Genomic DNA, 15,508 nt, shown 5'->3' on the forward strand with positions numbered 1-15,508 from the left:
TAAGAATCCTTTCTTTCCGGTTTGAATCTGCGTATTACCTCAAGTCGCATCGTGGGGTAAGGGGATGGTGGCTACATATTGATGTTGTGCTGTTGCTTTTTACTGAAAGCTGCTACTAACGACTCATAAATCTACCCTTAATCGTGTATTGGATGATAGTTGCGGATTTTAGGTATAATGCTTTGCTACCTTTTAAAAGAGGGCTTCATATTGTTTGATGATGTTTTTCCATGGGTAGTGATGGTAAGTCAGATTGGTCAAGTCACCATCATTTTGCTTTACGTTCATGCAGAGTTCTTTCAATTGTTCGGCATCAAGGTAGTAGTGAGCCATGTTGAAGGTGGTTTCTCTGTTGTATTCCACTCCGTAGGCCAGTATGGGGCATCCGAAGAACATGGCCTCCACCAATGAAGGATTGGTGCCGCCCGCACTATGCCCATGGACATACAAGCGGCAGTTTTTGCGCAGAGTATAGAGCACGTCAAGGTCGTAGATACTGTCTAAAATACGGATATTGTGTATCATGCCATATTTGAACCTCAAGTTCTTGCTGTAGCTGCTGTGGTTCCAGTTGCCGATAAACACCAGCGGCATACCGCTTTCGGCAAAGGCCTGCAATGTGATGTCGCATTTGTTTTCAGGCTCTATGCGGCATATCGACAAGGCATATCCTTTTTTGTCGAGCATATACTTGTTCAATATGCTGCTTTGTTTCTCCTCCGACACATTGCGCAGCACATGGTCTCCACCGTAGGCTATCAGTTCTGGACTTTTTCCATATTTTTCTTCAACATATCGCTGTATCACTTTGTTGTCGGCAATAACGATATCAGCGCACCTCACCGCCAGCTTTTCGCTCAGTCTGAGATACCATTTGGCAAATCCTCCCCATTTGGCACGGGTATGTTCCAAACCGTCAATGTTGACAATCAGTTTCTTATGGAAAAACAAACGGAAAAAGGGCAGGAAAACACCCCCTGAAACACCCAGAACAAGCACAGTGTCAAAACCTATGATGCAGCACATCAGCGACAATATATCGTAGAAAATGCTTTGTGCACCGTTGGCGTGGAATAGAGGGATATATTTCAGTTTGGCCCCCTTGAATGTCTTTCGTCTGTCATCATAATCCTTTGCCGAACAGAACACGGTGTATTTGATGTTATAACTACAGTTCACTCCAATCAGGTTTTCCACCAGTGTCTCAAATCCACCGTATTGAGCAGGCACTCCCTGTGTGCCAACTATTGCAATCCGTTTCATTGTTTAATAATTATTGTTTTTTGTATTCTATTGGTTTACCGTATGCCATTCTGCAGAAGCGTTTCTATGGCAGAAATCATGTTCTTTGCACAGAAAAGCCTTGCTTTTTTCAGTGCATTGTTGGCCATTCCGATATAGTTTTGTTTGTCTGACAGCATTTCATGTATGCGCTTCTCTATCAGTTCCAAGTCTTTCGCATCAATCTTATATCCATTCTTGCCGTTTTCCACCAGCTCAGCCACTCCACCAACAGTGGGCACGATTACCGGTAGTCCGGCACTCATGGCCTCAAGCACTGTCATGCCGAATGTTTCGATGAATTTCTCCTTGTCCGACAGGTTCAGCACAATAGAAGCCTTCATGTAAAAAGGTGTCGTATCGCTTTGCCGAGGATAAATCTTGAGGTTGGCACCCTTGGTTGCTTTCCAGTGAATAGAATTCAGAAAACTGTTGATATTCTCCTGCGTTTCGTTGAGCACCAGGATGAAGCGATATTCAGGCATTCTTACAGCCAATTCAACAAACTCCCTTGTACCCTTATATGCTTTAAGCGAGGCAATCATGAGTATGGTTTTGAGGTTGAAAGCCTTTTCGGCATCGGGTGTCATTCGTTCCACAAAATCCTTGGGCAGCGCATTGGGGATTACCGTCACCTTGCTTGGGTCGGCCAATGAAGAAGCCTGATAACCCGATACGCAGACGATTTCGTGAGCCAGCCGTTGCATCATCCATGCCAGCGTCTTGTAGAAAACTCCTTTCACAAACGCATTCTCGTGGTAATGATACACCACCCGTTTGCCCGTGAGTCGTCCTGCCAAAGCTCCGCCTATAGGGAGCAACGTGTTGATATAAAACACCACATCACGGCGGAACATCCATTTCAGTGCAAGGAAGAATGTATAGATCTGCACCACGGCATATCTTGCCATGGTAATAGCCGGATTGTTGGAAAAGCGATAGAAATACGAATGTTTTCTGAAATTCTTCATGCCCTCCAGTTCATCCAGCACACCGCCACACGAAGACACCAAGTCCACGTTGTAGCCTTTGTTCAGCAACCCCTCCAGCACCATCCTCAGCACCTTGGGGCTTCCACTATAATCGTTGAAAAGATGGAAACAGACGATAGTTTTCATTCATTTAGATTTCATCAATGATATTTGTAACAATCATGGTTACATGATTAATCAAGCCAAAAGTCCACTCCATATTTGCATCAGCCTTCTGATGTCGCCGTTTATTGTTCCCTTTTCTCTTATGGTAAAACGTGCTATCATGTCCAGCAGATAGCATTTGAACAGTATCTTGTCCATCCATTTCCCATCCGGCGAATCAACATAAGCCATGATGTCCTGGGCTGTCCAGTGACGCTCGAAAATGAATGTCTGGATGAAGAAATGATATTTATCCAACAGGGGAGGGTAGGTCATCTGGGCATATTCCCAATCAAAGACAAATAGTTCGTCCTGCTCCACATACATGTTCCATGGAGTGAAGTCAGCATGATAAGCACAAAATCCAACACGTTTTCCCTCCCATTGCTTGACCGTATCTTCAACGGCATTCATCACCATAGCCTTGTCCACCTCTTCGGGTAGCCAGTCGGTATGTTTTTGCAAAGCCGTGAGCACCCGACAAAAGTCGCTCTTTTCAAATGCTATTTCTTGAATGGTCGCTTCTTTCAGCCGTAACAGAAATTTGTCGTGTAGTATTCCCCATTCGTGTACCACCTTTGACTGACTTGTTTTTGTTGTACTTTGCACGAATATGCTCACCCCGTTGCCCAAATCTCCACAGAACAGACATTCGGGCACACTCCTTATACCTTTTTTATGCAGAACATTCAACAACTGTGCTTCATTATCAAACAATGCGGCTATTTCACAGCTGTCTGTAGCCTTGCAATACCCCAATATCCTGTGTCCTTTGCTGAGTTGAATCGTTATTTTCTGATGTACACAGGGTGTTCCGCAGAAGATGGAAAAATCCAATTCTTCCGTGTCAGTTACCTTCTCTAACAACTTCTTCAATTTCCCATCAAATCTGCATCTGATTTTCTCCGTATGAATCAGACTCCTCACCATCCGTATCTTGTGCAGCATAGGAAAGCCTCTTTTCATCCATTTCCCCTTCCAGCCGCTTGGCTGATATAGTTCCATTGCTGTGCGAAGGTTTTTGGCAGGCATTATCCAGATCTTTCCATCGGCATTATTGAACCGATAGAACAGGCATCCTTCATCGAGGTTAAACAATTTTTTGAAAACAGCAGTGATAGTCATCAAATGCAAAGGTTTATCTACGAACGATATGCTCGGGTAATCACATCTTTTATTTCGGCTCCATGGTGTTCCCAGCAGCATGTAGCGGAAGCATCTTGAGCTTTTTTGCCCATCATTTTTCTTGTCTCTACATCAGTAAGTCTCAACATCCCCTTCGTGATATGGTCTATCACAAAATCTCTTCCTTTTCTGGGTATGATGATCGCATAGTCATGCGTGAAGTATCGTGTATATCCAGTTGTGTCTATGCATATCAAGGGTTTCCCCAATGCCATAGCGTCAAATGAAACAGTGACGGCTCCCTCCTTCAATGCTGCATTGATCACAACATCAGCATCAGCCATCAATGTTTTGTATTTCTCCATGGAAATCTTGCCTGTAAGCGATATATATTTGCCAAGCCCCCTGTCTTTGACCATCCTTTCAAGTCTTTCCTTGTCATAGCCTTCTCCTACTATTGTCACATGAATTTGGTCATTCTGCTTCACGGCGGCATGGGTAGCTTCAATGATCAGGTCAAATCCACGCCAAGCATCCAGGCGGCCTATAGTGACATATTCGGTGACATCCTTTTTTCCCGTTTGTTTGTGGCAAGGGTAAAGCGTTGCTTCAGCAGCAACATCAGTAAAAATGATGGTCTTGTTGGCATAAGCCGAAGGAATGTATTGACGGGTAAAGTCCGTTTTACATAATATCAGATTGGCATTTTTGCATCGTTTTTTGAATCCCATGTTCCATTTGCTCAACGAAGCTATTTGCCTACGAATCCTTTCAATGATATAGCTTTTTTTTCCGTAGTGTTTGCAAAATTCTTCAGGTATGGTTTCCAAACCTCCTATGGGTCCCCATATAAAGAATTGCTTTTGTCCATAGCTGCTCACCTTCCACAATGCGTTTCCGTAGGTGAGATGGTGGAAAATCCTGATGTCATTCTCCTGCATGGTCTTTTTCACGATATGGTTGGTACACACCTGCCATATATTATAATAGGTACGCACGCCGCGCAAACCCTTTTTCCAGAAACGTGCCCATTTGGGCCAGTCGTAATACAGCCAGTGGATATTTTTATATACGGGATGCTTGTCAATCCAAGGCTCGATGGTGTGCCGATTGCTTTCGCGTGTCAGCACCCACAGCTCGAAGTACTTCGACATCTCCAGCACCCAGTGCCAGCCCACGCCAATCTCACTTCCCAGATGAGGCTCACAAGCGTAGGCTGAAACGAATATCTTAAGTTTTTCTTGTTCGGTTCTCTTGGTAGAGAGCATCATTTCATGTGACAACCTATTATACACAGGAATAATGATTGAGAAAAATGGACTATTCATAAACTTACGATAATCTTTTCATATTCTTCTTATGTTGCCTCTCAAAGACTATTCGCAGAATTCTTGCTACAGCCTCCTGAGGCGTGCCTTCATTCATCACCTTATAGAAACCTGGCTTATCCGCCAAATAGTCTATTTTCTGGTTGATTGCCTCAACACCTGCTGCATCCAGTTCTCTCTTTCTGGTTAATATCGTCTCCGTACGAGCCGTGAGCAGGATGTTGTAATCCAACGAGGGAATGAAACACTTCCCCCACCCGTAAAGAAACTTGACAGGCAGATAGATGCGGCTGCGACGGCTGTCACAAATAATATCCGTATAATAACGGTCGAAGATGGCAAGTCGGGTGATACGGGTTACAGGCTTCACCCGCAGAAAATAACCCAAAAGGTAATCCACAGAATAATAAGCCAACCGAAGCAAGGAACTCAGCATACCTGTTTTCGCTCCACGATGAGGCTTTTCGTAGCTCCTGTCCACCTCTTTCTTTATGCCTGCACTATGTGCCACTTCACCCAGATTGCCAAACAGCATGGGACGGAAGTGAAAATAGACATGTGCCTTGCGGAACACCTCCCCAAGGTTCTCTATCATCAAATCAATAACCGTGGTTTTACCTGAACCGTCAGGACCGGTAAAGCCAATGGAAAAGCCTGTATTGGAGCAGATGTAATTCCTTATAAAAGTCCACAGAAAAAGGAGAACGTTTCCGATGGAATCAAGGGGGCGCTGTAAAAAATTAGCAGCAACGGCTCGCATCACTAATATATGGCTATCTATATTGTCACATTCTTCAATCGAATTGACACGAAAAACCGCCTTGATCTTTTCCTTCACGACCAAGTTTTGGCTTGCTTTCTCTCTCATCCATGCGTATTTATCGGGGAACTGACTTCCCACTGCACGATTATAAAGATACTTGTCGAGAAACTGATACTCAACCTCCATATAATAGAGGAAACCGTTGAACTGTCGATGCTGAACGAACTCACTGGCATCCATCAATAATATTCCCCATACAGATGTATTAAAGAAAAAATCCCATTGCACCAGTTCGATGTGTTCACCACATGAGAAACCGCACACGTATGTAATAAGCCGGTCACTATGCAGATAAGTGATGATTTTCCACCCTGAGGAATCAATCAGTTTTAGCAGTTCACTTTTCAGTGCGACATAACTCTTCCGTGTGATGATGATATCAATGTCGCGACTCTTGTTATTATCGGGAAGACCCTCAAAATTCCTCAGAACAGCATAGTCCGCATTATCATTGAGTAAGCCAACGACATCCGAAATATGTTTAGCCGAAATCTCACTCATACCATTATTTTTTGAACAAACCAGAGTTGGCAATCACTTTGTCTATAATATAAGAAGGGTGGTTCCACACACATTCAAATAGAAGAGCTAACCCCCTGATTATTTTTTTCTCTCTGATGTAGAAAACGCCATTTCGCAAACAGTCTGCCGCATGGGAGTCTTTTTGCAGTCGTGCCCGTTCTATCTCCGAAAGCGAATTATAATAGTCAATAAAAGTCAACTCTTTCATTCCCTTACGGCGACGTCGCAAATTTACCTTCACATATTCCATCTTGATAATCATATTAAAATGGCTTGAAGATAATCCTTCGGATTTTCGATAAAGATATAGCACCTCGGGCAACACTATAATATACTTTCCTTCCGCATACAAATCACTAAGGCGTGTCCAAAGTTCTAAATCTTCACAAAAATCCCTATAACGTGGTTTTCCAACTGGATAACCATCTAAGGAAAAACCACCTACTCGAATAGCAGCCTCACGATCAAACATAGTTTGTATGGGAAGATAGACTCGTTTTGCCGCCTGTGCTCTTTTCAAGAATTGTGCCTTTGTAGTGTCACCAATGAACAGGCCACCTCTCATTTTCTTACTTTTTGCATCTATAAATTGAGACCATGAGCTCACAGCGATCAAATTCTCATCATTCGATAAAACCTGATATTCCTTTTCAAGAAGCTGAGGAAGAGGCAGGTCATCCGAATCAACAAATATCAAGTATTTGGTTTGTGCATGATGTAATGCAAAATTCCGTCCATATGCAATACCTTGGTTTTGAGCAAGCTTCACCAACTCATATTGGCGCTGATTCTGCTGAAAGAACCGCTCCACATATTCTACCGTTCTATCCGTGCTGCAATCATCCACCAACAAAAGGTGAAAATCTTGCATCGTTTGTGTCATGATGCAAGCCAATGTCTCTTCAATGTATTTCTCCGCATTGTACATGCAGATGGCAAGGGTTATTTCAGTCCTCATATTTCTTTTTCTGAACCGTTGTCAACACTAATTGTTCACCATAGTTATTTTGAAAATACCTCACACCTGTCATAATCATCAAGCACCCCCATGCATAATAAATATTACCAAGTGTGAAACCAAGAAGGATCAAATACAGCAATGTTTCAATGCTGAAAAAATGACGTATGACACATGAATAAATAAACACTAAAGATATAATAAATGCAATAAGACCATATTGGTCATATATCTTTGTGTCTGTACGCTTCCACCAGTATTTGTCCTTTTCCATGCTTTTTTTCCCTATCCAAGTTTCAAGTTGGGTGACATCGGTCTTTGTGAAGACGTTCATCACGGGAATTATTCTCGTTGCTCCGCTGCCATCGGCAGCCATGGCCTCTTCTGCGCTTCCTGTTGATGCAGCTTCTGCCAGTGCTACAGCACGGTCCATTTGTTTCAATTCCATTGACTGCCCCAACATGAACATTCCGATTATCAACGGGATAATATAGATAACGGTTTTGCGTGTTATGAAGTAGAAGCTCAGAACTCCCATGCCCACAAAGGCGGTTCCGCTTCCCATCGTCAGCATGCTCCATAAGAATAAGAAAGTCACGGTGCGATGATCCTTATCAAACCATTCTTGAATAGTCGGCTTTTTACCCTTCTTTATTTCTAAGCACCGTAAATAACCCAACATGGCAAAGGTCAAAATGCGTGCCGAATGACTGGGCTCTAAGGTTAAAGCAGGCAATTTCGTAATGGATAAAAAGAACTGATTCTGCAAATTAAATAAAGGCATATTCCGAAGGCCTACTAACACACATAATTGTTGTCCAATCAAAGTAATGCCGTATGCCATAATCAGATATTGCAGGATTTTGGTAAAAAAGTCTAACGTAAACGTTCCTTTCACAACAAAGCTGTAAAAGTTTACATACAAAATCAAATACATGCCCAAGAAGCCCAAGGTGGAGAATCGCATTTCACCTTTCAGCAAGGACAAGGTATAACAAACGAGCCAATAAATTGCAGCCAGAACGAGTGCCTTGGTGACGATTGGCTTCTTGGCAATGAATATCAAGGGACAGATACCCATAAAGCCAATCTTCACTGGACTAAATGGACCTTGCTCTAGGGGAACAAACATGATATTAAAAAGTACCAGCATGATTGTGGCCAGCACCTTGTCCTCATAGATAAATTTGATTTTTTGTAGAATCCACATTTTTATTGCTTATTTCTTTGCATGATGCTTCTTACATAATCTCCCGTGCAGAACAATGCCAGATAGCTTTTCCAACCTATAGTCTTCATGCAATGATTCCAAAAACTCTGGTAGTTATAATTGGATAATTGTGATGGGCTTGTCGGAGAGGAAAGAAGTTGCATTTATTCTGTTCCGTATTGTTCTTCGTCCAGTACTTTTTTGATTGCCTCCAAGAATCCTAAACCGTACAATTGGTCAGGCTCCAAATATCCGCCTTCTGCCCATTCGTTCCATGCAAAGACAAACACCTTGTCGCTTTTATAATATTTTTTTGCGTTTTGGCAGAGCAAGGCAAAGTAATGATAGAATTTTTGTGTAGTTACCCCATCATATACGATACCATTCTTGCCAAATCTGGGAGAGTTGTCCCAGTCCGTAAACGCACAAGGGATTGTATTCTGGCCCTCCTCTGGGCGTAATGATAATATCTTCTGCCATACCTGATCATAATCAACATGTTTAATCTGAGACACCGATCGACTAATATACAAACTTCTTTTAATATTTAATTTCCGCTTAAGGTGATTGACGATTTTTATCAATCTTAACTTGTATTGATTATGATTCGATGTCCCAACCACATGAGCATATCCCGGATTCATTTCCACTCCATATGTAAAGCGTGATCTGTCCCATGAACGATCTAAACTTGAGGCTGCACTTTGATAGATATAAATCAATCCAGACAATCCATTCTCTTTTGCCATTGTGTCCCATAGGTCGAGCATCTTGTTCAACTTTGGAATCAGGTGGGGAGCATAGATGACCAGAATGGGCTTGCCATCTTCTCTCATATAGCGCTTATCCTTGAAAAACGGAAGCATGTAGTTGAAATGATCCACCCATAGCTGCTCATCATCGTAATCATCGAAAATCAGAATTTTCGACTGCTTGGTGTCTTTGCGTTTCCATGCGTCACGCCATTCTCCATTTGCCCACGAAATACAGTAATGAATATCTATTTCGGGATGAGCCAGCAGCATCTCCATTGGCTTTTCCAATAACGTTTTTCCACTAAACCAATAGTGATACATGCAAAAGCCATAGATACCATATTTACGGGCAAGTTCACATTGCCATTTAAGAGTGGCAATATCACTCAGGTCATAATAATTATTGTCTAATGGCACTCTTGGTTGGTTGTGTCCCTCAAAAAGCGGCTGAGCACTTTTCATATTCGTCCACTCCGTAAAACCCTTTCCCCACCATCTGTCATTTTCGGGAATGCAGTGAAATTGAGGAAGATATACTGGAATTACCTTCATAGCTATTATTATTTAATTATTTTTACAATCTTAGCAGGACATCCTGCAACAACAGAATAGGGCGGAACATCTTTGACTACTACGGCATTGGCAGCAATAATCGCTCCATCTCCTATAGTAACATTCGGTAAAACGGTTGCCTTGTCCCCAATCCACACATTTCTTCCTATTGTAATTGGGCCTGGAGAGTAGATTTTCCTCGCCAACGGATTTATCGTCAGTTCTGATGCAGAATTCTGCCCATGAGCATTGTCTGTAATCAATACAAATCGTCCAGTCAATAGACCATCCCCAATTATAATTTGTTGAGCACAGCTGATATGCGAGTATTCCCCTATGGAAATATCATTTCCAAGTACCATTTCAGGCTTATTGTCTTCAGATGGGCTACATTCCAACACACACTTCCCTAATATAGAAACATTCTTTCCGACAACCATATATTGAGGGTTCAATAACAACAGCCCTGATGCCAATTTGCTTCCTTGGCCAAAAGACTTGAACCTACCTTTATGGTAACCGGTAATAAGCGCACGTCGAAACTGATAGAGAAGGAAATCTCCTTTTCCACTCAGCAAGGAAAAAAGCCTCCCCAAGTATAAACCGACAACAAAAAAGATATCAAGTATTATTTTCATGAATGATATGCCTATAAATCTGTATCAATCTTTGCTTTATACGTTCAGGATCATGGCGAAGAAGAGCTTGTTTCCTTGCTCCTTTGCTCAGAGTGTCTGCCAACTCTCTGTCATGGAAAATCTGTTTGATTAGTGAGGCTAGGGTATATGGATCATTGGCAGGGAATAATATCCCGCTCTCTCCATCCTTGACTAAGGAGGAGATTCCTCCAACGTGTGTCGCCAATACAGGAACGCCCAGAATTTGTGCCTCACAGAGGCTGTTCGGGGAGTTGTCGATATAACTTGAATGCACATAGCAGGAAGAACCGCAGAGTGCTTTCAACAGTTCCTCTTCTGTTGCAGTCCCCATTACCTTAATATGGACGTTTGAAGCATTTATTCCATATTTGTGTTCATAAAAATGCATCTCAGGGATGCCATATACTTGCCATTCAAAATCAATATCCGTGTATTTCGTCAAGAGATTCGCAGTTTTCAGAATCAAATCGCATCCTTTATACCAAGGTCGTGAGATAACGCTGACTACCCTTTTAGTTCCATTTTCATTCCCTGTCCATACCTCCTCTCCATCAAGAAAAGACTGACGTAATGCCTCCTCACAGTGGAAATAGGTCGCAGATGGATTGAACAAATCAATCAAACGACAATCCCAGTCGGTACGTCCCATAAAATACCGACAATTGCCAATAGTCTGCAATTCCCGTTTTGCATGCTTACGGAATGCCGATTCTGATCTTAAGCCAATATAACGGTATCGTAAACTCAATCCTTTTTGAAGGATGAAATCTATCGGACTCATTCCAATGGGGAACAATGCATTATGGTATGGAGGCAAACAGCCCTGCATGTGAATGACAACTGGAATCTTTGTGTTGCCGCAAATCACACCAAACTCATTTTCACTTCCGAATATTTGTATCACATCTGGCTTAAAATCATCAATGATTTTTTTGTATGTTTCCAAGCTTCCATGAGAGATAGGATAATATTTTACACCATTCTGCTCATAAACAAACCCTTTATCAGTGAAATTGAAGGCAACGCCCAACCTAATTTCAGGAATCTGTCTCACGATTCTTTCCAATGACGCAATCCATCCACCACCGTTATGACCATTGCTATAGGAATGGAACAATGAGGGTGTTACTGAAAACCAAAGTATGCGCATATCTGTACGGAATTTATAGCTATTATCGGCGATTTATAAGTTCTTCAAACAAATCCAACCACCTTTGAGAAATCTTGTCAAATGCAAATTTGTCAAGCGTAATGGCATGATTCGATGCAAGTCGGTTCCTTTCATCCTCATTGTTCATTAGATGATGCAATTTCTTTACAAATTTTTTTTCCTTAAATGCTGGAATGCAATACCCATTCACATTATTTATCACTATATCTGAAAGAGCCGAGAAAGAATTGTATGCAATGGGTATACATTGATATCTTAGTGCTTCAACTAGAACCATTCCAAAACCTTCTGAAGAAGAAGAAAGGCAAATAATAGGACTTTCTGCATAATACCTATCGGGGTCTTTAAACCCCTCGAAATAAATTCTTTCGAGTCCCATCTGATAGGCCATCTTTTCAAAAAATGGACGCAGTCCTCCATCACCAACAATACGAAATTCCCAATCGGGGAACTGATGCTCAGTTTTAGCCCATATCTTTATCAATCGATCTATTCTTTTTAGTCCAAACTCTAATCTACCAACATAAATAATTGATTTTTGCTTTTTCAGCACCATCGATTTCTCAATCTGTTTGATAGGATTTGGTATGGCTATTAATTGTGCAGTACCAGAATCTCCTAATAAGTTCTGAAACGTCGATAAGAATGAAGACGACAAACAAACCATGGCATCGCTAAAAGTTGATACGCGCTTTAACTCTTCCTTTTCTGTTTTTATCAATGCTTGTTTTTTATATAAAACATATCTTAGGTATAGTCCTATATCAATCATCCACTTTCGGATATTGGTCCCTAACTTTGCCTCTATGAAAAAGCTATTTTCAACATCAGTAACCTTACACAAGGGAGCATAATGAATTGTTGTTATCACCCTGATTCCTGTACTTTCTTTAGCCAATCTACACAATTCACATAGTTGAATAAATACACTTCCTTGATTCAAGATAATATCTACATTGTTCTCCTTTAATAATTTGATAAAAAATTCCACATTCTCTGTAGAATCAGCTTTATCTCTATTAGGTAAGAAAAATTCCTTGCATAGCGATTGGTACGACTTTTTTATCGTACTCTTATATTGTGACAAGAAAAAAACATTATGTCCTTTCTTCATCCAATCGTGACCTAATTCATAAGACACTCTTTCAACCCCACCGATATTTGGATTATTCTCGCGTAAATTAACAATGCAGATGTTCATCATTTTAAGCTGTCATGTAGGATATTTCAGCAGTTTCAAATAGGAAATATGCCCTAAATTGAGTATTTTTGATCGAAACAGACCCTGATTTATTATATCTACATCAAAAGTGAACTTATAGGGACTAAACCTCATCCATCCTCATCATCTCCCATCCGCAGAACTGGATGATGATTTTATGGAGTTGTGTACCTTGGCGAAGGGCTTCCACTCTTGGAGCCACAGCATAGCGGTTAATCTGTTCCACTGCATCATTCCATTGTTTCGTGGCCGTCTCATCTGTAAAATTTGCTTTCGACAGGTATTTGAGTTCAATGATATAGCTGTGCTTCGCCTTGTAGTGTGCCATGTTAGGCATGAGGAACAAGTCACAATAGCCATGGTTGAATTCCATTTCTGGGGCTATGATATAGTAACTACATAGGCTTAGGTAAGCCATAAAGAACCCCTGAATGTTTTTCTCGCCCTCAATAGAGTCACGCACGGAGGAGAGGAGTTTGTAGCGGTCGCACAGATACTGGAGTGCATCGCGCCAATTGCCTTGCGCACCCATTGCCGAATACTTGCTGACTAATTCCATAGTATCTACGCCGCATACCTCATCGTAGTTTTCCATAAGGAAGTTATAGTATTGCATGCGGACGTTGTTATTAGGTATCGCAAGGACGAGCTGAAGACCAGACACCCCCTTGATAGTCAACATTCCGTAATAAAACAGAAGGCTGACGAACTTGTTTGGCTTGATTAGGTCTGAAGCGGGGAAGGAAAGTACGATGTTGGATGTAATCTCACCTTTTTCCGCTATCTCCTTGAGTACTCCCTTGCGGTCACCGTCCGGTTGGTCAAGACGTATGAGTCGCTTCAGTTTGTTGTAGTCGGTCTTAGTGTTCGGATCGAGCATGTTTTTCGGCGCAGACTTGTATAGTATGTAGTTGCGCAGGTAGAACAATACCATGTCGCTGTTGAACACACGATTGCCATCTTCAAGACATTCTTCTGCGAAGCAGTAGTTGTCATACCATGGCCTTATCTCCTCTATCATGGCCTCAATATCGCAGTTTGTGGGCAAAGAACCGACTTCTTTGTAATAGGTAAACATCTCCCGCACGTCCTCCGTAGAGAAGCCGAGCATCTTATCGAAATAGAACAATGTGGATATGTTCCAGCCGATAATGAAACCACTGGTGAGGTCATCCAGCGTCACAGGACTTACTCCCGTGACGAATATCCGCTCAAATGTACCCTTGAACTTCTTGAACACATCCCGATAGAAGCCTTCGGCATGGGTCATTTGATGATATATCTCCTCACCATTTTCACCGAGAACGACATTCGTGAAGTTGTCATACTCGTCGATGATGAGGTACATCGGGATGCGGAGTTCATTGGCTGTTGTGGTAATCTGAATCAATTTGCCTGTGTAAGTATTGCACGCAAAGAATGACTTTAGGAAATATGCTGGATAGTCATCAGCATATTTCCTGACAAAGGCATCAAGTCTGTAACACAAGTATTCATCGAACTTCTTCTCCAATTCGTCTATCGTGCCTCCAATCTGCGAGAAGTCAAGATGCATCACTTGGTATCTTCCCATAAGTGGCGTGGGATGTTTGCCTATCCAGAGCGAGCCAAAGATTTCCTCAAACTGATCTTTCTTCGCCTTGTCGTAATAGGTCCTGAGCATACTCAGCAAAAGGCTTTTTCCGAAACGGCGGGGCCGGATGAACATGAGATTATGCGGCTGCTCCTCAAGCAGGGGTATATACATGGTCTTATCGACGTAATAAAGGTTGTCCTTCATTACGGTCTCGAAATCTGCCACTCCGTAGGGTAATTGTTTTACTTCGCTCATAACTGTCCGTTTGCTGTCAACGCTACAAAAATACGATTTTGCTTGTAATCTTGAAACAAGCATATTCTTTTAGTACATATAGTTTTCCATGAACATATTGGTGTTATTGAGGTGTTTGATGTCTAATCTCACGCTTCTTGCGAATAAAGTGAATCTGAAACGCTGTTATTTTTACAATTTTAAACAGGAAACGAGTAAACTTTGTTGATTGAATGATAGATAAAATTGTCAGATTATGCGCATCATCTTCAGATATATAACTGGGGAAAATACCTTTCATCTGCTGTTGTCTCTCCAATTGACTAGCAGTAGTACTGCTAATGCCAACCTCTTGCATTACAGCAATCTTATATGGTATAAATTCGTATGATGCTTTGTGAATGAGTATTGCTACAACAAACCATTTCCAATCCGCAACAATTTTACATTTTTCCTCATACAAACCAACAATTGTAAACATGGTCTTTCTGATAAATGCTCCTTGGTGGGGTATTGTATAGAGAAACAAATCATACCAACAGACTACTTGTTTCATTAGACTTGAATGATGAAACTCCCCATTTATAACTCTATTTGTAACATATCCATAAAGAATGTCTGCCTTCCTTTCCTTATCAAACACACCTGTCAACGTTTCTTCACTGGCAAAGCAATCCCCAGAATTCATGAAGTTCAGATATTCCCCCTTGGCTCGCACGATACCCTTGTTCATCGCATTGTAAATACCTTTGTCAGGCTCTGAGCACCAATAGGCAAACTTATCTTGATGCTGCTCAATGAATTCACGGCTTCCATCCGTGGAGCCGCCGTCAATGACGAGCCATTCGTAGTCGGTGAAGGTCTGGCAGACTATGCTGTCGTATGTTTTCTTCAACCCCTCCAGATTGTTGAGGTTGACGGTGATGATGGATAGTTTCATGATGGGATATTGATTT

General features: G+C 41.7%; 13 protein-coding genes. All 13 read right to left on the reverse strand.

Annotated elements, in window-relative coordinates:
* Positions 1-192 precede the first annotated feature (192 nt).
* The 13 genes from ACTQ16_RS03305 to ACTQ16_RS03365 all read right to left on the reverse strand — a co-directional run bounded on the left by ACTQ16_RS03305 (position 193) and on the right by ACTQ16_RS03365 (position 15,492).
* On the reverse strand, positions 193-1,263 hold the full coding sequence (locus ACTQ16_RS03305) for a DUF1972 domain-containing protein (RefSeq protein ID WP_441936077.1): 1,071 nt from the start codon (positions 1,261-1,263) through the stop codon (positions 193-195).
* A gap of 35 nt (positions 1,264-1,298) precedes the next feature.
* A complete protein-coding gene (locus ACTQ16_RS03310; protein WP_441936079.1) occupies positions 1,299-2,399 on the reverse strand; it encodes a glycosyltransferase family 4 protein in 1,101 nt (366 codons plus the stop codon).
* A gap of 51 nt (positions 2,400-2,450) precedes the next feature.
* Entirely contained in the window at positions 2,451-3,515 is a 1,065-nt protein-coding gene (locus ACTQ16_RS03315; RefSeq protein ID WP_441936080.1) for a hypothetical protein, read from the reverse strand.
* Between the two features lie 44 nt (positions 3,516-3,559).
* Complete coding sequence (locus tag ACTQ16_RS03320) at positions 3,560-4,870, reverse strand: glycosyltransferase (protein ID WP_441936082.1); 1,311 nt, start codon at positions 4,868-4,870, stop codon at positions 3,560-3,562.
* Between the two features lie 4 nt (positions 4,871-4,874).
* Positions 4,875-6,194: a hypothetical protein gene (locus ACTQ16_RS03325; protein ID WP_441936084.1), complete on the reverse strand. Its 1,320-nt coding sequence runs from the start codon at positions 6,192-6,194 to the stop codon at positions 4,875-4,877.
* Positions 6,195-6,198: 4 nt separating this feature from the next.
* Entirely contained in the window at positions 6,199-7,173 is a 975-nt protein-coding gene (locus ACTQ16_RS03330) for a glycosyltransferase family A protein (protein ID WP_441936085.1), read from the reverse strand.
* On the reverse strand, positions 7,163-8,383 hold the full coding sequence (locus ACTQ16_RS03335; RefSeq protein ID WP_441936087.1) for a hypothetical protein: 1,221 nt from the start codon (positions 8,381-8,383) through the stop codon (positions 7,163-7,165). Before ACTQ16_RS03335 ends, ACTQ16_RS03330 begins: the two co-directional genes overlap by 11 nt.
* A 164-nt stretch (positions 8,384-8,547) precedes the next feature.
* Positions 8,548-9,690 carry a glycosyltransferase WbsX family protein gene (locus ACTQ16_RS03340; protein ID WP_441936088.1) on the reverse strand — a complete coding sequence of 381 codons (1,143 nt, stop codon included), beginning with the start codon at positions 9,688-9,690 and terminating at the stop codon, positions 8,548-8,550.
* Positions 9,691-9,698: 8 nt separating this feature from the next.
* On the reverse strand, positions 9,699-10,328 hold the full coding sequence (locus ACTQ16_RS03345) for an acyltransferase (protein ID WP_441936090.1): 630 nt from the start codon (positions 10,326-10,328) through the stop codon (positions 9,699-9,701).
* Positions 10,312-11,403 (reverse strand): glycosyltransferase family 4 protein, encoded by a 1,092-nt coding sequence (locus ACTQ16_RS03350; RefSeq protein ID WP_441936091.1) that lies wholly within the window; start codon positions 11,401-11,403, stop codon positions 10,312-10,314. Before ACTQ16_RS03350 ends, ACTQ16_RS03345 begins: the two co-directional genes overlap by 17 nt.
* Positions 11,404-11,521: 118 nt before the next feature.
* Complete coding sequence (locus ACTQ16_RS03355; protein ID WP_441936093.1) at positions 11,522-12,724, reverse strand: glycosyltransferase; 1,203 nt, start codon at positions 12,722-12,724, stop codon at positions 11,522-11,524.
* 121 nt (positions 12,725-12,845) lie between these two features.
* Positions 12,846-14,573 carry an ATP-binding protein gene (locus ACTQ16_RS03360; RefSeq protein ID WP_441936095.1) on the reverse strand — a complete coding sequence of 576 codons (1,728 nt, stop codon included), beginning with the start codon at positions 14,571-14,573 and terminating at the stop codon, positions 12,846-12,848.
* Between the two features lie 103 nt (positions 14,574-14,676).
* The gene (locus ACTQ16_RS03365) at positions 14,677-15,492 is read right to left on the reverse strand and encodes a glycosyltransferase family 2 protein (protein WP_441936097.1); all 816 of its coding nucleotides are present in this window, start codon (positions 15,490-15,492) and stop codon (positions 14,677-14,679) included.
* Positions 15,493-15,508 lie beyond the last annotated feature (16 nt).

The sequence above is a fragment of the Prevotella sp. LCP21S3_D2 genome, assembly GCF_052118345.1.
Taxonomy (GTDB): Bacteria; Bacteroidota; Bacteroidia; order Bacteroidales; family Bacteroidaceae; genus Prevotella.

Bases quoted from the DNA above. Each gene is read 5' to 3' on its own strand.
- ACTQ16_RS03305 (WP_441936077.1), bottom strand. From the start codon at position 1,263: ATGAAACGGATTGCAATAGTTGGCACACAGGGAGTGCCTGCTCAATAC.
- ACTQ16_RS03310 (WP_441936079.1), bottom strand. From the start codon at position 2,399: ATGAAAACTATCGTCTGTTTCCATCTTTTCAACGATTATAGTGGAAGC.
- ACTQ16_RS03320 (WP_441936082.1), bottom strand. From the start codon at position 4,870: ATGAATAGTCCATTTTTCTCAATCATTATTCCTGTGTATAATAGGTTG.
- ACTQ16_RS03325 (WP_441936084.1), bottom strand. From the start codon at position 6,194: ATGAGTGAGATTTCGGCTAAACATATTTCGGATGTCGTTGGCTTACTC.
- ACTQ16_RS03330 (WP_441936085.1), bottom strand. From the start codon at position 7,173: ATGAGGACTGAAATAACCCTTGCCATCTGCATGTACAATGCGGAGAAA.
- ACTQ16_RS03335 (WP_441936087.1), bottom strand. From the start codon at position 8,383: ATGTGGATTCTACAAAAAATCAAATTTATCTATGAGGACAAGGTGCTG.
- ACTQ16_RS03340 (WP_441936088.1), bottom strand. From the start codon at position 9,690: ATGAAGGTAATTCCAGTATATCTTCCTCAATTTCACTGCATTCCCGAA.
- ACTQ16_RS03345 (WP_441936090.1), bottom strand. From the start codon at position 10,328: ATGAAAATAATACTTGATATCTTTTTTGTTGTCGGTTTATACTTGGGG.
- ACTQ16_RS03355 (WP_441936093.1), bottom strand. From the start codon at position 12,724: ATGATGAACATCTGCATTGTTAATTTACGCGAGAATAATCCAAATATC.
- ACTQ16_RS03360 (WP_441936095.1), bottom strand. From the start codon at position 14,573: ATGAGCGAAGTAAAACAATTACCCTACGGAGTGGCAGATTTCGAGACC.
- ACTQ16_RS03365 (WP_441936097.1), bottom strand. From the start codon at position 15,492: ATGAAACTATCCATCATCACCGTCAACCTCAACAATCTGGAGGGGTTG.